This is a genomic window from Chitinolyticbacter meiyuanensis, from assembly GCF_008033135.1.
GTDB lineage: Bacteria > Pseudomonadota > Gammaproteobacteria > Burkholderiales > Chitinibacteraceae > Chitinolyticbacter > Chitinolyticbacter meiyuanensis.
The window spans coordinates 3,148,712-3,172,269 of sequence record NZ_CP041335.1 but is presented as its reverse complement, the minus strand read 5'-3'; the positions used below and the strand labels follow the sequence as shown (position 1 = coordinate 3,172,269).

General features: G+C 63.9%; 24 protein-coding genes. 16 read left to right on the top strand and 8 right to left on the bottom strand.

Annotated features, from left to right (window positions below):
* Window positions 1-20 precede the first annotated feature (20 nt).
* A complete protein-coding gene (locus FLM21_RS15045; protein WP_148716351.1) occupies window positions 21-836 on the top strand; it encodes a CPBP family intramembrane glutamic endopeptidase in 816 nt (271 codons plus the stop codon).
* Here the strand turns inward: FLM21_RS15045 and FLM21_RS15040 are convergent.
* Window positions 811-1,215 carry a hypothetical protein gene (locus FLM21_RS15040; RefSeq protein WP_148716350.1) on the bottom strand — a complete coding sequence of 135 codons (405 nt, stop codon included), beginning with the start codon at window positions 1,213-1,215 and terminating at the stop codon, window positions 811-813. The two genes, FLM21_RS15045 and FLM21_RS15040, sit on opposite strands and share 26 nt — an antisense overlap.
* A gap of 206 nt (window positions 1,216-1,421) precedes the next feature.
* Between FLM21_RS15040 and FLM21_RS15035 the strand changes: the two genes are divergently transcribed.
* On the top strand, window positions 1,422-3,812 hold the full coding sequence (locus tag FLM21_RS15035; protein ID WP_148716349.1) for an EAL domain-containing protein: 2,391 nt from the start codon (window positions 1,422-1,424) through the stop codon (window positions 3,810-3,812).
* 65 nt (window positions 3,813-3,877) lie between these two features.
* On the opposite strand, the gene FLM21_RS15030 is transcribed toward FLM21_RS15035, so the two are convergent.
* Entirely contained in the window at window positions 3,878-4,768 is an 891-nt protein-coding gene (locus FLM21_RS15030) for a hypothetical protein (RefSeq protein ID WP_148716348.1), read from the bottom strand.
* 220 nt (window positions 4,769-4,988) lie between these two features.
* On the opposite strand from FLM21_RS15030, the gene FLM21_RS15025 reads away from it, so the two are divergent.
* On the top strand, window positions 4,989-5,591 hold the full coding sequence (locus FLM21_RS15025; protein ID WP_148716347.1) for a peroxiredoxin: 603 nt from the start codon (window positions 4,989-4,991) through the stop codon (window positions 5,589-5,591).
* Between the two features lie 53 nt (window positions 5,592-5,644).
* Here FLM21_RS15025 and FLM21_RS15020 read toward each other — a convergent pair whose 3' ends face one another.
* Complete coding sequence (locus FLM21_RS15020; RefSeq protein WP_148716346.1) at window positions 5,645-6,040, bottom strand: hypothetical protein; 396 nt, start codon at window positions 6,038-6,040, stop codon at window positions 5,645-5,647.
* Window positions 6,041-6,132: 92 nt separating this feature from the next.
* Between FLM21_RS15020 and zapE the strand changes: the two genes are divergently transcribed.
* A complete protein-coding gene (gene zapE / locus FLM21_RS15015; protein WP_187359922.1) occupies window positions 6,133-7,269 on the top strand; it encodes a cell division protein ZapE in 1,137 nt (378 codons plus the stop codon).
* A 9-nt stretch (window positions 7,270-7,278) separates the two neighbouring features.
* On the top strand, window positions 7,279-8,241 hold the full coding sequence (locus tag FLM21_RS15010; RefSeq protein ID WP_148716345.1) for an NAD(P)H-quinone oxidoreductase: 963 nt from the start codon (window positions 7,279-7,281) through the stop codon (window positions 8,239-8,241).
* 3 nt (window positions 8,242-8,244) lie between these two features.
* Here FLM21_RS15010 and FLM21_RS15005 read toward each other — a convergent pair whose 3' ends face one another.
* The 5 genes from FLM21_RS15005 to FLM21_RS14985 all read right to left on the bottom strand — a co-directional run bounded on the left by FLM21_RS15005 (window position 8,245) and on the right by FLM21_RS14985 (window position 13,121).
* On the bottom strand, window positions 8,245-8,493 hold the full coding sequence (locus FLM21_RS15005) for a hypothetical protein (protein WP_148716344.1): 249 nt from the start codon (window positions 8,491-8,493) through the stop codon (window positions 8,245-8,247).
* On the bottom strand, window positions 8,490-10,103 hold the full coding sequence (locus FLM21_RS15000; RefSeq protein WP_148716343.1) for a mechanosensitive ion channel family protein: 1,614 nt from the start codon (window positions 10,101-10,103) through the stop codon (window positions 8,490-8,492). Before FLM21_RS15000 ends, FLM21_RS15005 begins: the two co-directional genes overlap by 4 nt.
* 153 nt (window positions 10,104-10,256) lie before the next feature.
* Entirely contained in the window at window positions 10,257-11,624 is a 1,368-nt protein-coding gene (locus FLM21_RS14995) for an NAD(P)(+) transhydrogenase (Re/Si-specific) subunit beta (RefSeq protein ID WP_148716342.1), read from the bottom strand.
* A gap of 1 nt (window position 11,625) precedes the next feature.
* Window positions 11,626-11,994, bottom strand: coding sequence for a proton-translocating transhydrogenase family protein (locus FLM21_RS14990; protein ID WP_148716341.1), 369 nt, complete (start codon window positions 11,992-11,994; stop codon window positions 11,626-11,628).
* A gap of 14 nt (window positions 11,995-12,008) precedes the next feature.
* Window positions 12,009-13,121 (bottom strand): Re/Si-specific NAD(P)(+) transhydrogenase subunit alpha, encoded by a 1,113-nt coding sequence (locus FLM21_RS14985; RefSeq protein WP_148716340.1) that lies wholly within the window; start codon window positions 13,119-13,121, stop codon window positions 12,009-12,011.
* Between the two features lie 338 nt (window positions 13,122-13,459).
* Here FLM21_RS14985 and FLM21_RS14980 point away from each other — a divergent pair, with 338 nt between their 5' ends.
* The 11 genes from FLM21_RS14980 (at window position 13,460) to flgK (ending at window position 23,557) form a co-directional block, all read left to right on the top strand.
* The gene (locus FLM21_RS14980) at window positions 13,460-13,834 is read left to right on the top strand and encodes a DUF2325 domain-containing protein (RefSeq protein WP_308418773.1); all 375 of its coding nucleotides are present in this window, start codon (window positions 13,460-13,462) and stop codon (window positions 13,832-13,834) included.
* 169 nt (window positions 13,835-14,003) lie between these two features.
* Window positions 14,004-14,426 carry a flagellar basal body rod protein FlgB gene (gene flgB, locus FLM21_RS14975; protein ID WP_246120741.1) on the top strand — a complete coding sequence of 141 codons (423 nt, stop codon included), beginning with the start codon at window positions 14,004-14,006 and terminating at the stop codon, window positions 14,424-14,426.
* Window positions 14,427-14,439: 13 nt separating this feature from the next.
* Entirely contained in the window at window positions 14,440-14,850 is a 411-nt protein-coding gene (gene flgC / locus FLM21_RS14970) for a flagellar basal body rod protein FlgC (RefSeq protein ID WP_148716339.1), read from the top strand.
* A 15-nt stretch (window positions 14,851-14,865) separates the two neighbouring features.
* Complete coding sequence (locus tag FLM21_RS14965; protein ID WP_148716338.1) at window positions 14,866-15,543, top strand: flagellar hook assembly protein FlgD; 678 nt, start codon at window positions 14,866-14,868, stop codon at window positions 15,541-15,543.
* Between the two features lie 40 nt (window positions 15,544-15,583).
* Window positions 15,584-16,924, top strand: a complete 1,341-nt coding sequence (gene flgE / locus FLM21_RS14960) for a flagellar hook protein FlgE (protein ID WP_148716337.1) — start codon at window positions 15,584-15,586, stop codon at window positions 16,922-16,924.
* Window positions 16,925-16,941: 17 nt separating this feature from the next.
* On the top strand, window positions 16,942-17,688 hold the full coding sequence (gene flgF / locus FLM21_RS14955; RefSeq protein ID WP_148716336.1) for a flagellar basal-body rod protein FlgF: 747 nt from the start codon (window positions 16,942-16,944) through the stop codon (window positions 17,686-17,688).
* Between the two features lie 30 nt (window positions 17,689-17,718).
* The gene (gene flgG, locus FLM21_RS14950) at window positions 17,719-18,504 is read left to right on the top strand and encodes a flagellar basal-body rod protein FlgG (protein WP_148716335.1); all 786 of its coding nucleotides are present in this window, start codon (window positions 17,719-17,721) and stop codon (window positions 18,502-18,504) included.
* Window positions 18,505-18,521: 17 nt separating this feature from the next.
* On the top strand, window positions 18,522-19,199 hold the full coding sequence (locus FLM21_RS14945; protein WP_246120740.1) for a flagellar basal body L-ring protein FlgH: 678 nt from the start codon (window positions 18,522-18,524) through the stop codon (window positions 19,197-19,199).
* Between the two features lie 10 nt (window positions 19,200-19,209).
* The gene (locus tag FLM21_RS14940) at window positions 19,210-20,301 is read left to right on the top strand and encodes a flagellar basal body P-ring protein FlgI (protein ID WP_148716334.1); all 1,092 of its coding nucleotides are present in this window, start codon (window positions 19,210-19,212) and stop codon (window positions 20,299-20,301) included.
* A 121-nt stretch (window positions 20,302-20,422) separates the two neighbouring features.
* A complete protein-coding gene (flgJ, locus tag FLM21_RS14935) occupies window positions 20,423-21,340 on the top strand; it encodes a flagellar assembly peptidoglycan hydrolase FlgJ (protein ID WP_148716333.1) in 918 nt (305 codons plus the stop codon).
* Window positions 21,341-21,367: 27 nt separating this feature from the next.
* Complete coding sequence (flgK, locus tag FLM21_RS14930; protein ID WP_148716332.1) at window positions 21,368-23,557, top strand: flagellar hook-associated protein FlgK; 2,190 nt, start codon at window positions 21,368-21,370, stop codon at window positions 23,555-23,557.
* Window position 23,558: the final 1 nt, after the last annotated feature.

Here is a 23,558-nt window from a genome sequence, read left to right as displayed (position 1 = left end):
CGTTTTGTTTGGAGCGGAGCATGGATCCGTATTGGCTGGCTGTCCCGGTCGGGGCCACCGCGGCGGCATTGTGGTGGCGTGGCTCGGCTGTCGTCGTGCTGGGCCTGGTGGCACTGGCGATTGCGCTGGCTGGCGGCTGGCTGGCATGGTGGATCGTGCCGATGGCGATGGCGGGTTGGCTCTTGCGAAGCCTGATGGATCGCCGACCGCATTGGGTCTGGCACCTGCTGTTCACGATCTGGGCGGTCAGCGCGGCAATCCATGTCTGGCCCGGCGTGCGCAATCCGCTGTTGCTGGATGGAGTGCAGGCCAGTGCGTACAGCATGCCCTACGACCTCTATCTCAACCTCGACAAGGTGCTGATTGCGCTGGTGTTGTTGGGTGGCCCTGCTTGGGCGTTTGCCCGGGCGCAGCGCTGGAGTTGGTCTCGGCGCTTGCTAGTGTTGCCAGTGGTACTGGCGGGCGTGCTGGGGCTGGCATGGGCAGCAGGACTGATCGCGCTGGTGCCCGGCTGGCCGAGATGGGCCTGGCTGTGGGCGCTGTGCAACTTGCTGATCACCTGTGTGGCGGAGGAGGCGTTCTTCCGCTTCTATCTGCAACGCCGGCTGACCTTGGCTTGGGGCAAGCCATTGCTGGCGTGCAGTGTAGCGGGGGCGCTATTCGGTCTGGCGCACTTCGGTGGAGGTGTGGTTTACGCCTTGCTTGCCGCGGTAGCCGGCGCTTGCTACGGGCTTGCCTATCTGTGGAGTGGGCGGCTGGAGGCGGCGATTGCGCTGCACTTCCTGTTCAACGCCGCCCATCTCTACGGTTTTACTTACCCGCTGCTTCGCGCTTGATTTTTTCCTGCTCGAAGCGCCAGCGATGGCCAATGTTGATGTCGCCGAGCTGAGCGTCGGTCAGCTCCGGTAAGCCCTTTTCCGTGGCCCGTTTGCGGATTGTGACCAAGCAGTCCGCTGCGCTCATTGAGGTGTCGCCTTCGAACAACACCTTGCCGCAATCGCCGACCACGGCGAGGAATACCGGTGGTGCGCTGTCGAGCAGTGGGTTGGGTTGCGCGGGTTCTGGCAGAGTGGGTTGCACGGCCGCTGACTGCGCCTGCGACTGCGAAGGATCCGGCGTGGGCTCGCAGGCACTGAGTAGCAGCGCGGCGAGCAGGGTGGCAGCTAAGCCTATGGTTTTCATGACTCCTCCCGGTTTATAGGTCTGGAGCGCCATTCGTGGGGCGCGTGGCGCGATTGTACCGCGTCGCCCGCCGCCGTTCGCCCCCGCCGAACCGCTGGGTGGGCGCGGTCACGCAATCGGACGTCCGGCCGCGCTGGCCTGCCGGATGTCGCGATGCATCCACGTGCATTACGATTTGTGCCAGCGATGCCCACCGATTATCCTGCAATGCAAAACCATGATTCGGATCACCGGGCAACGTGCTGCACAATCTCCTTCGCCGCGCCAGAGAGTTCTACCGCGAAAACCGCCTTGCCTGGCGCATGGTGGCTGCGGTGATCGCGGTCAGCCTGTTGGTGACCGCCTCGCTGACCATCATTCTGGTGCGCATCGAATACCAACGCAGCCTGCAGCGGCTCGAGGCGGATCTCGACCGGCTGTCTAGCAGCGTGCGGCCGCAGCTCGCCGTCAATCTGTGGCTGGTGAATACCGAGGCGGTGCGCACCCAGCTCAATTCGCTGCTGCAGACCAAGGTGGTGGGTTGGGCAGAGCTCGTCGAGCCCGACGGTACCCGCTACGAGGTCGGGCACTTGCCCGACTCGCGTTCGACCATGATCCGCAAGCGCTATACGGTCGAATATGAACATCCGCTGACGCAGAAGAACGTGCCGCTCGGCGAGCTGGAGCTCGTCAATACGCTCGATGGCCTGCAGGCGCAGCTGGTGTCGCAGCTGGGACGCATGCTGCTGCTGCTGGGCTCCGGCATGATGACGGCAGGCTTGGCCTTCCTCTGGCTTTACCACCGGCTGATTGCGCGCCACCTCAGCCATATCGCCGACTACACCCGCCGCTTCAACTACGAGCGGCTGACTGCGCCCTTGGTGCTGGCGCGCGAGCGCGCTGGCGAGGACGAGCTGCAGACGCTGACCGACGCCATCAACACCATGCGGCGCAACCTGCAGATCGGCAACGCCCAGCGCGACGAGGCGCAGCAGGCGATGTTGCGCGAGAAGGAGCTGGCGGAGGTCACGCTGCGCTCGGTGGCCGACGCCATCCTCACCACCACTGCCGATGGCCGGGTAAAGCTGCTCAATACGGCAGCTGAAAAGCTGATCGGCTGGACCTTCGCCGAAGCGCGCGGCCGGCCGATCACCGAGATCGTGGTGACACTTGACGATACCGGCGAGGCGGATTTCGCCTCGCTGCTGCAGTTGGCACAGACCGGTGCATTGCCACCGGGTGCCGTCAAGACCACCATCACCAACCGCCACGGCGAACACTATCGCGTCGAGATGGCCATCGTGCCGATCGGCGATACCGGCGGCGGCATGGGCTATGTGGTGGCGCTGCACGACATCAGTGCTGCCGAGGCACTGACCGCGCGGCTGGCCTATCAGGCCATGCACGACGAGCTTACCGGCCTGACCAATCGCCGCGGCTTCATGGCCGCGCTCGCCACCGCGCGCGATCTGGTGCAGGAATACGGTGAGGCACGGGTGGTGATGCAGCTCGATCTCGACCAGTTCAAGCTGGTCAACGATACCTGCGGCCACCAGGCGGGCGACGAGCTGTTGCGGCAGCTGGCACAGAAATTCCGCGAACACCTGCCCGAAGGCGTGCTGGTCGGGCGGCTTGGCGGCGACGAATTCGGCATCCTGGTCGAGAACGCCGACGAGCGCTATGCGCAGCAGTTGGCGCAGAACGTGTTGCTGGCGCTGGAGCAGTACCGTTTCGTCTGGGGCGATCGGCCCTTCGTGGTGACGGGCTCGATGGGGCTCGTGCGCATGGATCGCGAGATGTGCGCGCCGCAGGATGTGATGAGCCGGGCAGACGTGGCCTGTTACGCCGCCAAGGAGGCGGGGCGTAACCGCTTCGCCTGGTATCGCGGCTCGGCCGAGAATCTGGAAGGGCGGCACAACGAACTGCAACTGCTGGCCACGCTGCGCCAGGCGGCAGAGCAGGACTGGTTCCGGCTCTATTTCCAGCCCATCGTGCCCACCGACCCGGCGCGCGGCGAGCCGCACTTCGAGGTGCTGCTGCGTTTGGTGGACGAGGATGGCCGCGTGATCTCGCCGGGCGCCTTCATTCCGGCCGCCGAGCGCTACGATCTGATGGCAACCATCGATCGCTGGGTGATCGCCCATGCGATCGACGTGCTGCAGGGCTGCCCGGCCAGCACCATGTTGTCGGTCAACCTGTCGAGCAAGTCGCTGAACCGGCAGACGCTGAATTTCGTGATGGAGCGGCTCGACCATTCGGGCGTGACGCCGCAGCGCATCTGCTTCGAGATCACCGAGACCAGCGCGATTGCCAATATCCAGGAGTCGACGCAGTTCATCGATGCCTTGCGTGCCCGCGGTTGCCGTTTCGCGCTCGACGATTTCGGCAGTGGTTTCTCGTCGTTCACCTACCTGAAGAACCTGCCGGTGGATTACCTCAAGATCGACGGCAGCCTGATTCGCGACGTGGTCGACGATGCCGTGAGCCGGCACATGGTGATTGCGGTCAATGAGATTGCACACGCCATGGGCCGCAAGACCATTGCCGAGTATGTGGAGAGTGAGGCCATTGTCGAAGTGCTGCGCGAGATCGGTGTCGACTATCTACAGGGCTACCACATCGGCATGCCCAGCCCCACGCTGCAGTCCTGAGGCAGGCCGCACAAACGACAAGGCCGGGTTGATCCCGGCCTTTTTCAATTGTGCCGCCGTGGCGGTCAGTTCAGCTTCTTCCAGTCGTCGGTGCGGGTGTTGTAGAAGCCCGATTCAGTATAGGCCCGGCTGAGCACGCCGCGCTCGCGCAGGATGAGTAGCCCTTTCTCCAGGGCCTTGGCCACTTCGGCACCGTGCGGCGCGAGGCGGCTGACGAACAGGTGGCGCGAGCCCTGCAGGCCGACCTTGACATTGGGAATGGGCAGAAAGCGCACACTGCCGATCTGCAAGGCCATGTCCGGCGTCGGCTGGAATGGCGCCAGCAGTACGTCGGCGCGGCGCTTGGAGACCATGCCGACCATCGATTCCCAGCTCTGCGTCAGCAGAACGTTGGCCATGCCGAGGCTCTGCAGCGTGGCGACATCCGGCCGCCAGCTTTCAGCGACCACGGCGGTGAGCTTCTTCACCTTGGGCAGATCATTGGCGGCCAGCGCCTTGGCATTGTCGGCGGAGGTATAGAGACCCGCCTCGAATTCGCCCTGGGCGATCAACGGCGGGCTGATGTAGACCTTGTCCTTGATGGCATCCAGGTCGATCAACCAGGCGGTATTGCCGCCGAGCGTGGCGGTGCCCGAGGTGATCTCGCGCAGATAGCGGCTGTATGAATCGCTGCTGTGATCGACCTTCACCAGCTTGACCGGACGTTTGAGCCCGCCCAGCTGCAGCGCCTGCTGGGTCAGCACCACCTCGACCACATCGCGGCGCGAGCCTTCTCCGGAAAAATCGGTCAGCGTCAACGGATTGCGGTTGCCGATGAAACGCTGGTAGTCGTTGTACACATCCTGCTGTGTGAGGATGGTGACGGGGTCGTCAGGCGAGGCGGCGAGAGCCCATTGCGCCACGGCGCCCAAGGCCAAGCCGAGCAGGGCGCGGCGCACGCTATTGATCTTGTCCATGTGATGACTCCTCCCTCGGTCGTGCATGCTCCATCATGGCCGCTTCAATGTAAGCTGACAATCCGTTTCGCGCTTCATAGCGACCACCTATGGGCCATATGAAGTTTCCTTATTGGACGGGTGCCGGGCGAGCGTCTATCTTTAGCGCGCCTATTCTGATCCGGCGGGCGTCCAGCCTGCCGACGCCTTTTCCAAACCGTCCGTACCCCAGGAGATCACCATGGCTGTCCTCGTTGGCAAACAAGCTCCCGCATTCACCGCCGCTGCCGTCCTCGGCAACGGTCAGATCGTCGACCAATTCCACCTTCAAGACGCCATCAAGGGCAAATATGCCGTGGTGTTCTTCTATCCGCTGGACTTCACCTTCGTGTGCCCGTCCGAACTGATCGCCTTCGATCACCGCCTGGAAGAGTTCAAGAAGCGCAATGTCGAAGTGATCGGCGTGTCGATCGACAGCCAGTTTACCCACAGCGCATGGCGCAACACCCCGGTGGACAAGGGCGGCATCGGCCCGGTCGGCTACACCCTGGTCGCTGATGTGAAGCACGAAATCGCTAAGGCGTTCGACGTGGAGTCGGCCGATGGCGTCGCCTTCCGCGGCACCTTCCTGATCGACAAGTCCGGCGTCGTGCGTCACCAGCTGGTGAACGACCTGCCGCTGGGCCGCAACATCGATGAAACCCTGCGTACCGTCGACGCGCTGCAGTTCACCGAAGAGCACGGCGAAGTCTGCCCGGCTGGCTGGAACAAGGGCAAGAAGGGTATGAAGGCCGATGCCAAGGGCGTGGCTGAATACCTGGCTGCGGAAGCATCGAGCCTGTAATACGTTGGCGTAGTTCGATGTGAGAACCCCGGGACTACCGGGGTTTTCTATTTTTATTGTTCTGAACGCTTTATTCCCTCTGCAACCCCATCATCGATTGCTGATCTATAATTCGCTGGCAGTTTGGCTCCTAACGCTTCTTCACTGCGGAAGTACTTTTCCAGCGGTGCGTACAAGAAGCTCCGAATGTAGTTGGGTTTCGTATATGCCAAAATCCCGAAGCTGCGGCGTTCAGCGAGAAACTGAGTAACGGCGCTAGCGCTGAATTCTGCGATTTGTACTGCGGAGTACTCGACGCCGAGCTTGGGTTTTTCGGGGTCGATAGGGGTGAAATAAACGGGTTCACCTTCACTCCCAGGTTCTATGGGGCCAGGCTCTCCGTCCCAAGCCTGTGCCGTAGAAAAGCAGAGTCCAATCAGCAGGAATAACCCGATATAATTTTTCTTCATAAAGTTTGAAAATACCTTTTTTCCTGATTCGAGGGATTTTACTGCAACTCTCCTGATTTCCGATTTTTGTAGAAAACATTTCTCAACTACGAATGATCCCCTCAAATACGGGCATTAGCCCACAAATTTGGTACGACAGTCTTGCCGGTTCGCCCGGCTTCATCCGGGACGAGGCGCAAGCCGCCGCGATCGCCCGGCTCGATGCGCTGTGGCACGCGCTGGTCGAGTTCAAGCGCAAGCGCAACCGCTGGTTCGGCCGCACGCTGTTGCCGCAGCCTGAATTGCCGCAGGGGCTCTATCTGTGGGGTGGGGTAGGGCGCGGCAAAAGCTTCCTGATGGATGCCTTCTTCGCCGGTTTGCCGTATCGGCGCAAGAAGCGGCTGCACTTTCACCAGTTCATGCAGGAAGTGCATGCCGAACTGCGCAAGCTGCAGGGCGTGAGCGATCCGATGGTCAAGGTGGCCGAGCGCTGGGCGCGCAACGTGCGCGTGCTGTGCTTCGACGAATTCCATGTTTCCGACATCGCCGATGCCATGATGCTGCGGCGTTTGCTGGAGCAACTGCTGACGCGCGGCGTGGTGATGGTGGCAACCAGCAACTATGCGCCGGACAACCTCTATCCCAACGGCCTGCAGCGCGCCAACTTCCTGCCGGCGATCGCGCTGATCAAGGAAAAGCTCGACGTGCTGAACGTCGATGGCGGCACCGACTACCGGATGCGTACGCTGACCGCGGCACGGACCTACCTGATGCCGCACGATGCTGCTGCGGAGCGCGAGCTGACCACGCTGTTCGACGCGATTGCGACCGGTCGTGAGCTCGAGCGCACATTGACGGTGCAGGGCCGCAAGCTCAAGGCGCAGCGACATGCTCCGGGCGTAATCTGGTTTGATTTCGCCATGCTGTGCGGCGACGGGCGCGGCCAGGCCGACTATTTGCAGCTGGCGCGTGAGTACCACACGGTCATCATCGCCAACCTGCCGCAGCTGACCGCTGCGCAGTCCAATCCGGCGCGCCGGTTCACCTGGCTGGTGGACGTGTTCTACGATCACCGGGTCAAGCTGGTGTTGTCGGCCGCGGTGCCGGTGGATCAGCTCTATGTCGAAGGTCCTCAGGCGAGCGAATTCTTCCGTACTGCCAGCCGGCTGACCGAGATGCAGAGCCATGAATACCTGGCGCTGCCTCACCAGTCGGTGGATGAAACCATGGCCGGCATTTCGGAGACCTGAATGGCGACGATGCACGCAATCACCCAGACCGCTGCCGGCGCCGATCTGATCTGGCGTGAAGCGCCGCAGCCCGAGCCGGGCCCGGGACAACTGCTGGTGCGCGTGCGAGCTGCCGGGGTCAATCGTGCGGACCTGGTACAGGCGGCGGGGCAGTACCCGCCGCCGGCGGGTGAGTCGGAGATACTGGGCCTGGAGGTTGCAGGCGAGGTGGCTGCCATCGGCGATGGTGTGGCCGGATTTACCATAGGCGACAAGGTGTTCGGCCTTGTTGCTGGCGGTGGCTATGCCGAGTATTGCCTGCTCGACGCACGGCTTGCCGTACCGCAGCCCGCGGGGCTCGGTGACGAACAAGCGGCAAGCTTGCCGGAAACGTGGCTGACCGCCTGGCTCAATCTTGTCGATATCGGGCAGGTGCGGCCCGGTCAGCGCGTGCTGATCCATGCCGGTGCCAGCGGCGTTGGCGCCGCAGCCATCCAACTGGCACACGCGCTCGGTGCACGCGTAGCAGCAACGGTCGGCGGGCCGGACAAATGCGCCTGGTGCCGCGAGCTCGGCGCCGAGCTTGCTATCGATTACCACTGCGAGGACTTTGTCGGCGCAATCAAGAGTTGGGGCGGTGCCGACCTGATCCTCGATACCGTCGGCGGTGACTACCTGCCGCGTAACCAGGCCTGCCTGAATCGGGACGGCACCATCGTGCTGATCGGATTGCTGCGCGGCAGCGAGGCGCAGGCCAACCTCGGCGTGTTGCTGGTAAAGCGCCAGCGGCTGATCGGTTCGACCCTGCGTGCGCTGTTGGTGGAACGCAAGGCCGCGTTGTCGAGCGCGCTCTGGCCCTGGCTGCTGCCGCGGCTGGCTGCCGACAAGATCCGGCTGACGCTGGATCGCTGCTTCGTCATGCCGGAGGCGGCACAGGCACATGCCTGGCTCGCTGGCGGGCACAACAAGGGCAAGGTGGTACTGCTGGGTTGACGCTCAGTCGTCGTCGGTTGCCTCAGGCATGGCTTCGAGCCCGAGTGCTTCGGCATCCGTCACCGCGTGGGCACGCGCCGGGCGGTGTTGCCGGATCGCCGCCTGCAACGCCAGCGCCGCGCTGCAGGCGATCACCACGGCGAGGCCGCTGAGCAGCCAGACTGGCAGCCACCGACTCAACGTCACCGTCACCACGACGGCGAGCAGCAGGATGCCAGCTGGCAGGCTGAACCCGGATGTGGCCTCGTTCACGCTTGGTTCTGCCCCGCGGGTTTTTGAGCCGGAGCGGGGTAGAAGTCATCGGGCTTCACCAGCTTGGGATGGTCGGGATCTGCTTCGTAGTTGGGGCTCATGATCTGTACGCCGTATTCGTTGAACACGTCCTGCAGGTGGCCGTGCAACTCGTTCAGGATCTGCAACCGGCGGCGTGGTTCGGACAAAGCGACGCGCAGGCTGTATTCAACGTAGAAATCAGCAAGCGCGGTCTGGAACACCACGGGGGCGGGCATGGGAAGGATGCCGGTGGTGCGCTTGGCGCCTTCCAGCATCATGGCCTCGACCTGCCGCCACGGCGTGTCGTAGCCGATGGTCATCACCACCGAGACGATGACGCCGCCGCCGGTAGCGAGCCGGCTGTAGTTCTGCACGCTCTGGTTGACCAGTACCGAGTTGGGAATGCTGATCTCCTCGCGCAGGTTGGTATGCACCTTGGTGGCAAAGAGGCCGATCTCGGCCACCGTGCCTTCCTGGTCGGCGATCTTCACGTATTCACCCACCTTGAGCGAACGGCTGTAGATCAGGATCAGCCCGCTGGCGAACTGGCCGACCACGCTGGAAGCACCCAGCGACACCATCAGGCCGACCATCACCGACAAGCCCTTGAACGCCTCGGTATTGGCGCCGGGCAGGTAGGGGTAGACCATGGCCAAGGCGATCAGCCAGGAGAGGCACACCAGCAAGCGCCGCGTGGTCGAGGCGGTATCGGCGTCGAACCAGTCGATCTGCAACTGGCCGCTTTCGATACGGCGGAACGTGAAGTTGATACTGCGGGTGATCCAGCGTGTGAGCAGTACGATGAACACGGCGATGGCGAGCCCAGGCAAGGCATCAAGCACCGAGGCCATCATGTCGCCGAGGAAATCGATCACACGCCGGTCGAGCTGTTCGGACCAGATGCGGGTGTGGGGAAACTGCCCCAGCACGAAGGAGATCCACGTGTAGGACAGCAGCAGCATCACCGGCCACATCAGCACAATGCCGAGCCAATGCAGTGTCTGCTGCACGATGCCGGGTGTGACCGTGAAGGGGCCGGCCGCAAACTTGCGCGACGCACCCAGTAGCAGGACCAGGGCGCGCTGCCGCCACCAGCGCCAACCCTTGGCCAGCAGCAGGAAGGCGAAGCCGGCCACCATCGTCGCGAGCACGGCGCGTGCAGCTGCCCAGGCGTAGTCCGCGGGCTTGCGGAACGCCTGGGCATCGGCGATCGCGGCGATCAGGGCCAGCTCGGCCCGCTTGGCCGCCGCTTGTACCGTGTCGCCGGCCAGCTTGTCCACGTCCTGCGGCAGGATGGTGAACAGCATGGTGTTGTCGTGCTCGATTACGGCGCCTTGGGCATCGATCCGGGCGTGCAGCTTGCCGGGTGAGGCGCTATTCAGCATCTGGTCGATGCGTTGCTCGGCTGCCCGCACCCGCTGGGCCGGGCTATAGCCGAATATTGAAACCCGCAGCGTTGCGACCTCGCGGTTCAGCACCACCACGGTAGCGGGTTGGGCTGGAGCGGGCGTCGGTGCCGATTCTTCCGCCTGGGCGAGCGTCAGCCAGCAGCTGAGGGTGAACAACAATAGTGTGAGTGCTTTTTTCATGACGTATGCGAGCGGGTTATCGTCTAGCCGGTTTGGCTGGCCGCGCGCCGGAAGTCAAGGCGTTGTGCGCCGATTCCTCGGTCATGAATAGTTAAACGACACGCCGCACCGCTTGTTGCGGGCGCCAGCATGCAAGCCGGCACCCGGAATACATCAATGAACGGACTGCAGCATGCCTTCCACGACCTTCTTGGCATCCCCGAACACCATCATCGTCTTGTCGAGATAGAAGAGATCGTTGTCGAGCCCGGCGTAGCCCGCGTTCATCGACCGCTTCACTACCAGCACCGTGCGGGCCTTGTGCGCTTCGAGAATGGGCATGCCGTAGATCGGGCTGGCCGGATCGCTCTTGGCGGCCGGGTTCACCACGTCGTTGGCGCCGATCACCAGCACCACGTCGGTGGTGACGAACTCATTGTTGATCTCCTCCATCTCCAGCACCTTGTCGTACGGTACTTCGGCCTCGGCGAGCAGCACGTTCATATGGCCCGGCATACGGCCGGCCACCGGATGGATCGCGTAGCGTACCTTCACGCCGCGTGCTTCCAGCAGTTCCGCCAGCTCGTTGAGCGCGTGCTGTGCGCGCGACACCGCCAGGCCATAGCCCGGCACGATGACCACGCTCTCGGCATTGCCCATCAGAAAGGCCGCGTCTTCCGGGCTGCCGGACTTGTAGCTCTTCTCGCTGCCATTGCTACCGCCGCTGGCACTGTCCTGCGTGCCGAAGCCGCCCAGCAGCACCGAGACCAGCGAGCGGTTCATCGCGCGGCACATGATGGTGCTGAGGATGGCGCCGGACGCTCCGACGCATGCGCCGGCGATGATCAGCACCGGGTTGTCCAGCGTGAAGCCGATGCCGGCTGCGGCCCAGCCCGAATACGAGTTGAGCATCGACACCACCACGGGCATGTCGGCGCCGCCGATGGGCACGATCAGCAGCACGCCCAGGATCAGCGCCAGCGCCACCATCATCAGGAAGGCCGCATGGCTGTCGCTGATGAAGTAGGCGATGCCGAAGCCAAGCATCGCGAGCGCGACGGCGAGGTTGATCAGGTGCTGGCCGGCAAAGCGCACCGGTTTGGCGGCGAAGCGGCCCGAGAGCTTGCCCCATGCCACCACCGAGGCGGTGAAGGTGATGGCGCCGATGAACGCGCCAATGAATAGCTCCACCTGCTGTACTGGCGTGTGATGGACCCCGCTGTGATAGATCGCGGCGATGGCGATCAGCACGGCGGCAAGCCCCACCAGCGAGTGCATGGCGGCAACGAGCTCCGGCATCGCGGTCATCGCCACGGTGCGGGCGCGCCAGGCGCCGATCGCGCCACCGGCGGCCACGGCACTCGCAATCAGCCACCACACCGGGCTTGCAGCCAGCGCCAGCGTGGTCAGCACCGCAATGCCCATGCCGGCCATGCCGTAGAGATTGCCGCGACGGGCCGAGACCGGGGAGGAGAGGCCGCGCAGTGCCAGGATGAACAGCACAGCGGCGACAAGATAGAGCAGCGCGTAGACGTTCTGCATCTCAGCGCTCCTTCTTCTTGAACATCTGCAGCATGCGCTGGGTGACGAGGAAACCGCCGAAGATGTTGATGCTGGCCAGGAACACTGCGATGGCACCGAGCACGCTGGTGAACGTGATGCTGGCGCCACCGATGTCGACCACCTGCAGCAGCGCGCCGACGATGATGATGCCGCTGACGGCATTGGTCACCGCCATCAACGGCGTATGCAGCGCGGGGGTGACGTTCCAGACCACGTGGTAGCCGACGAAAATTGCCAGGACGAACACGGTGAGGCTGGCAATCACCGGGTCGACGCCGGCATGGGCGGCCACGACGGCCGCCTGCTGGGGCAGCTCGGCCACTGCCGAGGCAACGAGTGGGGTATTCATGATGGGCTCCGCGATCACAGGGGCTTGAGCTCGCCGGCATGGGCGATGCAGGTGGCGGCGACGATGTCGTCGGCGAAGTCGGGGGCGAGGCGACCGTCCGCGTCGGTCAGCAGCGCGCAGAATGTCGCCACGTTGCGGGCGAACAGCGCGGAGGCGTCGGCGGCAAGTTCTGCCGCCAACTGGCCGGCGCCGACCACGGTCACGCCGTGCACGGTGACGAAGGCTTCGTCGGGCCGGGATAGCGGGCAGTTGCCGCCGCTGTCCACTGCCAGGTCGACCACCACGCTGCCGCGCTTCATCGCGTCGACCACAGTGGCGGGCAGCAGCAGCGGCGCCGGTTTGCCGGGGATCTGGGCGGTGGTGATGACGATGTCGGCTTCGCGCGCGCGCTCGGCGATCAGCGCGGCTTGCCTGGCTTGGTAGTCGGCCGACATCTCGCTGGCGTAGCCGCTGGTGGTTTCGGTGGCTTGGGCCGGATCGGTCGGCACCTCGATGAAGCGCGCGCCCAGCGATTCCACCTGCTCGCGCGTGGCCGGGCGCACGTCGAAGGCCTCGACCACGGCGCCGAGTCGCTTGGCGGTGGCGATCGCCTGCAGGCCGGCCACGCCGACGCCGAGGATCAGCACACGCGCCGGCTTCACGGTGCCGGCGGCGGTCATGAACATCGGCATGAAGCGCGGGTAGTACTGCACTGCTTTGAGCACGGCGCGGTAGCCGGCGACATTGGCCTGCGACGACAGCACGTCCATGGCCTGGGCGCGGGTGGTACGCGGGATGCGCTCCAGCGCGAACGCGGTGAGGCGCTTGTCGGCCAGCCATTGCCGCGGCGCGTAGCGATGGGCATCGAACAGCGCGACCAGCGTGCAGCCATCCGGCAACTGTGCCAGTCCGTCGGCCTGCGGCGCGCGCACCTGCAGCACCAGCTCGGCACCGGCATACAGTGCCGGGCCGCCGGCTAGCTCGGCGCCGGCTTCGGCGTAGGCAGCATCCGGAATGGCGGCATCCAGCCCGGCGCCGGTGGCGATACGCACGCGGTGGCCTTGCTTCACCCATTTCTTCACCGTTTCCGGCGTGGCCGCGACGCGGCGCTCGCCCGCGTGGGTGTCTGCGGCGACAACGATCAACATCGGTCTACCTCCCTGTTGGACCAGGGCACCGTCATCGGTGCCCGTTCGCGGCGAACCGCGTTTGCTCTGCCCGCCGGGCCGTGATCGGCCCTTGTCGTCGGCAAGGGCGCCTTGGCGCCCAGTCCAACCCTAGCCGCTGTGCGCCCCGGCCCGCTTGACCGCGGACAAGGGCTGGCGACGAAGGCACTGCCAGGAAGTCGCTGTGATGGCTTTTCTTAATCGCAATGAATAAAACGATTGTTTAACGTACATCAGCTGATGCCTTGGTGTCGCCTACCTTTCATCGGAATTCGGCTTGCAAATCATTCGTATTTAAATGAGAATCACTCTCAATATTGATGACCGTACTGCCGGTACGGGCAATTCGCCAATCCACACTGGAAACGTTCTCGATGAATGCATACCTGGTCGGCGCCGACGTGCTCGGCAACATTCCTGATCTGCTGTCGCAATATGGCATCGCCATCCACAAGCACGTTTCCGGTCGCCATGCTGCGCACCAGCGCAAGCCGGCAAGCTTGAAGGGCGTGGATCTGATCATCCTCTTCACCGATTTCCTCGGGCACAACGTGATGCGGCACTACCGCGATCTGGCCAACGAGGAAAAGATCCGCTTTGTGGCCTGCCGGCGTTCGGTCTGTTCGCTGGCCCAGTCGCTCGACAAGGTGTGTAGCAAACCATGCGACCAGTGCCCGAAGCAGAAAAGGCACTGATATTCCAATCACGCCTGCAACGGCCGCCCTGTGCGGCCGTTGTCGTTTCCGGGCGGCAAAGCTTGCCGCCGGCAGCGCCGCTTGCATCACTGTAGGGCAGCGCAACCCGCGCCGCTGCTGGATGGTTGCGATGGCACGCTTCCTGCTTAAGTAGAGGCATCCTTATCGCATGCTACTCACAGCCGCCATGCTCAGTCGTATCGAAAGCTACTTCGCCCCTCAGGAAACCGCGCTGTCGCTGCGCGCACGCCGCCAGGAAGTGATTGCGTCGAATATCGCCAACGCCGATACCCCGCAGTACAAGGCGCGCGATTTCGACTTCCGCACGGCCTATGAGGCGGCGGTGTCCGGCAAGCCGGCCGATGCACTGAAGGCGACCGACGCACGCCACCTGCAGCCGAAGACCCAGGTCGACCCGCTGTCGCCGGAGTTGCTGTACCGCAACCCATACCAAGCCTCGATCGATGGCAATACGGTCGAGATGGATACCGAAATGCGCGAGTTCGCCGACAACGCGATCCGCTACCAGGCTGCCATCACCTTCATGCAACGTCGCATCGAAGGCCTGCGCGGCGCGATGCAGAACCAGTAAGGGCGGATAGACCATGTCGCTGTTCGGTACTTTCGATATCGCTTCCTCCGCACTGCGCGCGCAGTCGGCCCGGCTCAACGCGGTGGCGAGCAACTTGGCCAACGCGGAATCGGCCACCAGCTCCAACGGCCAGCCGTACCGTGCCCGCCAGGTGGTGTTCCAGACCGCCATGACCAGCGCGGCCTCGCACATGCCCGGCGTGCAGGTGGCCGCGGTGATCGAGGATCAGGCCCCCCCGAAGCTGGTGTACGACCCGAAGAATCCGCTGGCGGATGCCAATGGCTACATCGCCATGCCGAACGTCAACGTGGTCGAGGAAATGACCAACATGCTGTCGGCCTCTCGGGCCTACCAGACCAACGCCGACGTGATGAATACCGCCAAGACGCTGATGATGCGCACCTTGCAGCTTGGCCAGTCCTGACCGGAGTAACGAGACATGTATACCAACGCCGCGACCAGCAAGACCGATTTCGACTACAGCAAGATCAACCAGAACGAGTCGAGCAAGACCACGGACATGCAGGAGGCGCAGGACCGCTTCCTCAAGCTGCTGGTCAAGCAGCTGCAAAGCCAGGATCCGATGAATCCGATGGAAAACGCCGAGATGACCAGCCAGATCGCGCAGATCAACACGGTGACCGGCATCGAGAAGCTCAACACCACCATGGCGACGCTGCTGTCGTCCTACGGCGCCTCGCAGAGCATGCAGGCCGCTGCGCTGGTCGGCAAACAAGCCATGGCGCCGCAGGAGAAGTTCGCCTTCGACGGCACCAAGGAAGTCGAGGCCAGCGTCACCGTGCCGGACAACGTGTCGCAGGTCGCCATCGCCATCATCGACAAGAACGGCAAGGTGGTCGACCAGATGGCCGGCACCGCCAAGCCCGGCGAGCAACTGCCGATCGAGTGGAACGGCAAGCTTGCCGACGGCACCGTTGCTCCGGCCGGTGACTACTACATCGTGGCCAAGGGCTTGAATGGCGATGGCAAGGAAATCGCGCTGACGGTTAATGGCTGGCAGACGGTGAAGAGCGTCGAATTCGGCAAGGAAGGCGTGAACGTCAACCTGGCCGGCGGCAGCAAGGTGAAGTTCGAGGACATCGTTCAGGTCATGTAATCGGCGCCGTGCACTGCGCGGCAATGCCAGGAGAAGAGAAATGGGTTTCCAACAGGGGCTGAGCGGCCTGAACGCTGCATCGAAGAACCTCGATGTGATCGGTAACAACATCGCCAACGCCAACACCGTGGGCTTCAAGAACTCGCGTGCCGAATTCGCCGACGTGTTCGCGGCAACCTTCGCCTCGTCCGGCAACATTGCCGGGATCGGCGTGCGGGTGAAGGACATCGCCCAGCAGTTCGGCCAGGGCAACATCACCACCACCAACAATCCGCTGGACATCGCCATCACCGGCAATGGTTTCTTCCGTGTGCTCGATCCGTCGGGCGCGGTCACCTATACCCGCAACGGCCAGTTCCAGCTCGATCGCCAAGGCTATATCGTCAACGGCAGCCAGACACTGACCGGCTGGCTGGCCGATCCGGTGACCGGCACGCTGATCAAGGGCGGGCAGCCGCAGCCGCTGCAGGTGACGGTGAGCAACGTCGGTGCGCGCGCCACCGGCGCATCGGGTCTGTCCAACTCTGGCGTGCAGCTGGGTGCCAACCTCGACGCTGCCTCGCCCATCCTTGATCGTACCGCGCCGCCTACCGGCGTCGGCCCGCTCAACATCAGCGATGCATCGACCTACACCCACTCGACTTCGGCGGATGTCTACGATGCCCAGGGCGTGCGCCACACGCTGCAGTTCTTCTTCTCCAAGGTCGGCGTGAACCAGTGGGAAGTGCAGACCTCGTTCGACGGCGCAGCCCCGGTGCCTGCCGATCCGGATGGCACCGGCGCGTTGACGCAGGGCTATCTGTATTTCGATGGCAACGGCCAGCTCAGCACCACTTATGACGATGATGCCAACCCGGCCACGCCGGAAGTGGCCCGCCCGGACAGCGCCGCCAACTTCGTGTTCAGCACCAACCTGGTTGCTCCCAACGGCGCGACCAGCCCATTCAGCTTCAACGTGAATTTCGCTGGCTCCACCCAGTTCGGCAGCGACTTCGGCGTGAACACGCTGCGCCAGGACGGCTATGCCGACGGCGTGCTGACCGGCATGTCGATTGCCAAGGACGGCACCATCCTTGCCCAGTATTCGAACAGCCAGACCAAGGTGATCGGCCAGATCGTGCTGGCCAACTTCACCAACGCGCAGGGCCTGCAGCCGCTGGGCGACAACCGCTGGGCCGAGACCTTCGAATCGGGACAGCCGCGCGTCGGCGACCCGGGCACCACTGATCTGGGCCTGCTGCAGTCGGCGGCGGTCGAGGATGCCAACGTCGATCTGACCGCCGAACTCGTCAACTTGATCGTCGCGCAACGCACCTACCAGGCCAATGCGCAGACCATCCAGGCGCAGGACACCATCCTGCAGACCATCGTCAACCTGTAAGCCGGGCCGACTAGCATATGGATCGCCTGATCTACACCGCGATGAATGGCGCCAAGCACAGCGCCTACCGCCAGGAGGCCATCGCGCACAATCTCGCCAACGTGAGCACTCCGGGATTCCGGGCTCAACTGGAGAGCTTTCGCGCGGTGCCGGTGATTGGCGGTGGCAACACGCTGCCGACCCGTGCCTTCGTGGTGGAGCAGAGCACCGGCTCCGATTTCTCGCCGGGCATCCTGCAGCAGACCGGGCGCGATCTGGATGTGGCGGTGGAAGGCGATGGCTGGCTGGCGGTGCAGACCGGCACTGGCGAGGCCTATACCCGCAACGGCAGCTTCGAGATCGATGCCACGGGTCTGTTGAAGACCCGCAATGGCCTGACGGTGCTGGGCGAGAACGGCCCGATCACCGTGCCGGAAAACAACCGGGTGACCATTGCCAAGGATGGCACGGTCACCGGTACCGACGTGAACAACCCGGCACAGAGCAACGAGATCGGCCGGCTCAAGCTGGTCAACCCCGATCTCACCACACTTGATCGCGGCTACGACGGCCTGTATCGCCAGCGCAGCGGCGAGCCGGCCCAGGTCGATGCCAATGTGCGGCTCAACGCCGGATCGCTTGAATCGAGCAATGTAAATTCCGTTGATGCGCTGGTCGACATGATCGCCGCGCAACGCCATTACGATACCCAGGTCCGGCTGTTGCAGACCGCGGATGCCAATGCCCGCGCCGTTTCGCAACTGCTGACCATGAGCGCGATCTAACGCGCCAGAAGAACCCGAGGAACCAATGCCATGATGCGCTCGCTGTGGATTTCCAAGACCGGCATGGACGCGATGCAGATGAACGTCGATGTCATCTCGCACAACCTCGCCAACGTCAATACCAACGGCTTCAAGCGCGAGCGGCTGATCTTCGAGGATCTGCTGTACCAGAACATGCGCCAGCCGGGGGCCTCGACCAGCCAGCAGACCCAGCTGCCCACTGGCCTGCAGCTCGGTACCGGCGTGAAGCCGGTCGCCACCGCGCGCATCTTCATCCAGGGCAACCTGCAGCTCACCGACGGCACGCTCGACATGGCGATCAACGGCGAGGGCTTCTTCCAGATCGCCTTGCCGGACGGTACCACCGCCTACACCCGCGACGGCGGCTTCCAGGTCGACAGCCAGGGCAACGTGGTCACGTCCAGCGGCTACCAGATCCAGCCGGCGCTGCAGGTACCGGCCGGCACCACCAAGCTGTCGATCGGCAAGGACGGCACGGTGACCGCCATCGTCAACAATGATGCGGCGGCACCGGTACAGCTGGGCAATATCCAGCTGGCTACCTTCATCAACCCGCCGGGCCTGCAGGCCATCGGCGAGAACCTGTTCCTGGAAACGGCCGCGTCTGGTGCGCCGGTGGTCGGCCAGCCGGGTACCAACGGTCTGGGGGCCATCAACCAAGGTTATGTGGAGACGTCCAACGTCAACGTGACCGAGGAGCTGATCAACATGATCCAGGCGCAGCGCGCGTTCGAAATCAACTCGCGTGCCATCCGCACCTCGGATGAAATGCTGCAGCGCCTCACGCAGCTGTGATCACCGGAATCGTCGCCATGATGCAACGCCTCGTCATCGCCTGCGCCGCCGTGTTGCTGTCGGCGTGTGCGCTGCAACCGCAGACCATCGTCAGTCAGCCGACCTCCGCCCGCCCATCGCAGCCGCTGCTGCCGACGCAGAACCAGGGCGCCATCTTCCAGGCCGGCAATGCCCGCAACCTGTTCGAAGAGCGGGTGGCGCGCATGGTCGGCGATCTGCTGACCATCCGGGTCGAGGAGAACCTCACGGCCTCCAACAGCTCGGACAGCAGCAGCAACCGCAGCGGCAGCCTGAACTTCCAGACCACCGGCGATCTGCCGCTGTTCCCGGATTACTTCGAGAAGTTCATCGCACGCCCGACCGGGGTCGGCGCCGATACTTCGAATACCTTCGAGGGCAAGGGCGATACCAACAACACCAACACCTTCCGCGGCACCATTGCCGTGACCGTGGTCGAGGTGCTGCCCAACGGCAACTTGGTTGTCGGTGGTGATCGCCAGATCTCGATCAATGGCCAGAACAACACGCTGCGCTTCACCGGCATCGTCAACCCGTTCGACATCCAGGCCGGCAATACCATCTCGTCGACCAAGGTGGCGGACGCGCGGATCGAGCAGGTGGGCCGCGGTTACATCGCCGAAGCCAATACCATGGGCTGGCTGCAGCGCTTCTTCCAAATCGTGAGCCCGTTCTGAGGAAATGACCATGCGACGGCTGATCCTGGCCCTGACCTTGCTGCTTGGCGCCGCGGGCGCCCACGCGGAAAAGATCCGCGACCTGGCAAGTTTTGCCGGCGTGCGGCCCAACCAGCTGGTCGGCTATGGCCTGGTCGTTGGCCTTGACGGCAGCGGCGACCAGACCACGCAGACCCCGTTCACCGTGCAATCGGTGATCAACATGCTGGGCAACCTCGGTATCCAGGTGCCCAACGGCAACAACCTGCAGCTGAAGAACGTCGCCGCCGTGACCGTGACCACCACGCTGCCGGCCTTTGCCCGGCCGGGCCAGCCGCTCGATGTGACCGTGTCGTCGATCGGTAACGCCAAGAGTCTGCGCGGCGGCACGCTGATCCTGTCGCCGCTGAAGGGCGCCGATGGCCAGATCTATGCGATGGCCCAGGGCAATGTGGTGGTGGCCGGTGCCGGTGCCGCAGCGGCCGGGTCCAGCACCCAGATCAACCAGCTCGCCACCGGTCGCATCCCGGCCGGCGCCACCGTTGAGCGCTCGGTGCCGAACGCGCTGGGGCAGGGCGAGTTCGTGCAGCTGGAATTGCTGCAGACCGATTTCACCACTGCCAGCCGCGTGGTCACCGCGATCAATGGTGCGCTGGGCCCGGTGGCTGCCGCGCTCGATGGCCGGGTGATCCAGGTGCGCGCGCCGTTCGACAACAACCAGCGCGTCGCCTTCCTCTCCCGACTGGAGAACATCGACGTCAATACGCCGGAGGCGGCGCCCAAGGTCATCATCAATGCCCGGACCGGCTCGGTGGTGATGAACCAGGCCGTCACTGTCGACCCTTGCGCGATCTCGCACGGCAACCTCACGGTGACGATCGCCGCCAACAATCAGGTGTCGCAGCCCAACGCCCTCGCCACCGGCAACACGGTGGGCGTGCAGAACGCCGACATCAGCATCCAGCAGGACAGCGGCGGCGTGGTGCGGCTGCCGAAGGCCTCCAACCTGCGCGATGTGGTGCGCGCGCTCAACGCCGTGGGCGCCACCCCGCAGGATCTGCTCGCCATCCTGCAGGCGATGAAGGCGGCCGGCAGCCTGCGCGCCCAGCTCGAAATCATCTGATCCCGGTTGTGTCGAGTTGACGGAACGGCGCTACGGCGCCGTTTTCCATTGCTGGGCTGCAGTTTTGTTCTGGCACGGGTCTTGCTGAAGTAGTGGCAACCCTACGCCGAGTGCCGCAGCAATGCTCACCACCAACGCCAACCAGACCCTCCGCGATTTCGCTGCCGATGTGCGTAGCGCCGACGGCCTGCGCACGCTGGCCAAGCAGGATGCCAAGGCCGCGAGCCGCGAGGTCGCGCGCCAGTTCGAATCGCTGCTGGTACAGCAGATGATCAAGTCGATGCGCGAGGCCACGCCCAGCTACGACGAGTTCGCCAGCTCCAGCACCGACCTGTTCCGTGGCATGTACGACCAGCAGCTGGCCCAGACCATGGCGCGTGCCGGCACCACCGGGCTGGCCGATTCCATCCTGCGCCAGATCGAGGTGCAGTCCAATCCGGCGCTGCTGCGCCAGTCCACCGGCAAAGGCATGAAGCTGTTCGAACAGCCGTTTGCCGCAGCCCAGGCTTATCAGGCACTGGCGGCGAAATCTGCCGAAACGGCAAAAGCTGCCGCCGGCAAGGACGGCGTCTCGGGCTTCATCTCCAGGCTGGGCGGTGCCGCCGATGCGGCGGCCGAACAGCTGGGCGTGTCCTCGCAATTGCTGCTGGCACATGCGGCGCTGGAAACCGGCTGGGGCAAGAAGCCGATCCGCGATACGGCCGGCAACGACAGCCACAACCTGTTCGGCATCAAGGCCACGCCGGATTGGCAAGGCCGCACCGTAGATGTGACCACCACCGAATACGTGAACGGCATGCCGCAGAAGCGCGTTGAGACCTTCCGCGCCTACGACAGCTACGAGGCTGCATTCAACGATTACGCCAGCCTGATCCGGCGCCGCTACAAGGGCGCGCTGGACCAAGGCGGCAATGCCGCGGGCTTTGGCGCTGCGCTGCAGGCCGGTGGCTATGCCACCGATCCGGCCTATGCCCGCAAGTTCGCCGGCGTGGCTGCCGTCATCAACCGATTTGTGAGTGCGAACGCCGAGCTCGCGTGAGCGACGGCGTAGCGACTGGAGTCCATCATGGGATCGAGCGTTTTCAGCATCGGCGTTTCCGGCCTCAATGCGGCCAACCTGGGCCTGATTGCCACCGGCCACAACATCTCGAACGCCAATACCCCCGGCTATTCGCGCCAGTACCTCAAGCAGAGCGCGCCGTATCCGCAGCTCACCGGCAGTGGCTTTACCGGCCTCGGTGTGAAGGTCGACAGCGTGCAGCGCGTGTACGACCAGTTCCTCACCCGCCAGGTGCAGACTGCCCAGGCCAGCGCCAGCTACCTGGAAAGCTACCTGTCGCACCTGCAGGAGATCGACAACATCGTTGCCGATCCCACGGCGGGCGTTTCGCCGGCGCTGCAGGATTTCTTCAGCGCCGTGCAGAACGTCTCGACCAAGCCGTCCGATACCCCGTCGCGCTCGGCGCTGATCGCTGCCGCACAGACGTTGGTGAGCCGCTTCCAGGTGTTCGACCAGCGCCTGTCGGAAAGCCTGTCCAATCTGAACGGCGAAATCTCCGATACGGTGGGCAGCATCAATGCACTGGGCAAGCAGATCGCCACGCTGAACAACCAGATCACTGTGCAGGCCGCTTCGGGCCAGCCGCCTAACGACCTGCTCGACCAGCGTGACCAGTTGGTAAAGGAACTCAACACCTTCGTGAAGGCGACCACCATCCAGCAAAGCGATGGCTCGCTGAACGTGTTCATCGGCAGTGGCCAGAACCTGGTGGTCGGTGGCAACAGCTTCGAGCTCGCCGCCGAGCCGTCGCGCGAAGACCCGGCACGGCTTTCCGTGGTGTACAAGATGAACGGCAATACGGTCTACCTGCCGGAGAACCAGATCACCGGCGGCAAGCTGCAGGGCCTGCTGGAATACCGTTCGCAGTCACTGGACCTGGCACGCAACAGCCTGGCGCAGGTGGCGCTCGGCTTTGCGCAGAGCTTCAACATGCAGCACAGCGCCGGCCAGGATCTCTACGGCAATCTGGGCACCGATTTCTTCAAGTTCCCAGCCGCCAATTCGTTCAATACCACGCTCAACGGCGCCACCATCAATGTGTCGGTCGCGGCCAACGCGATTCCGACTACCGATTACGCGATCGATTACGATGGCGCGCAGTACATCCTGACCCGGCTGTCGGACAATCAGACCGCCAACATCACGCCGGCGCAGATGGCTGCCGGCTACTCGGCGCTGGGCGTCACCGTGCAGCTCACTGCGGGCGCCCCGTCCGGCGTAGGTGGTACCTCGCTGTCGTTCCCGCCGGCCCTGGGCCTCGTGAACAGCAACACCCAGAACACCGGCAATGCCCAGGTCGGCGGCTATATCAGCGACATCGGCCAGCTCACCACCAGCAACTACGAATTCGCCTTCGACGGCGCGCAGTACGTGGTGACCCGCTTGTCCGACCGGCAGCAGACGGTGTTCACGCCGGCCCAGGTGGCCGCTGGTGCGGTCAGCGTCGACGGGCTGGCGATCAATATCCAGAGCGGTACGATGAATGCTGGCGATCGCTTCACCATCAAGCCGCTGGAAGGCATGGTGCGTGGCTTGGAAGTAGCGATCACCGATCCGCGCAATGTTGCTGCTGCCGCGCCGATCACCGGCACGCTGGCCACCAGCAACACCGGCAACCTGACCATCACCCAGCCGGTGGTCGACACGCCGTCGACCTCGACCACGGGTGCGGCGATCAACCCGGCGCTGAAGAACCCGGTGACCATCCAGTTCACCACTGCAAACACCTTCACCATCACCGATACGGTGACGGGCGTGACCAGCGCGCCGCAGACCTACACCGCCGGCATGACGTTGTCGTTCAACGGCTGGAGCATGAAGCTCGACGGCAAGCCGGCGGTCGGCGATTCGATCTCGGTGGCTGCAAATGTCGCCGGAACGGCCGATAACCGCAATGCACTGGCGCTTGGCGCATTGCAAAGCAACCGCTTGCTGAATGGTGGCACCTCCACCTACCAGGAAGCGTATGGGCAGATGGTGTCGACCATCGGCATTCAAACCAATGAAGCCACCGTGATGTCCAAGGCACAGGACATCGTGCTCGAGCAGGCGGAAACGGCCCGTGAAAATGTCGCGGGCGTGAACCTCGATGAAGAGGCGGCCAACCTGCTGCGTTACCAGCAAGCCTACGTGGCGGCCAGCAAGGTGATCCAGATCGCGCAGGAAGCGTTCGATCAGATCGCCAATATCGCGTAAG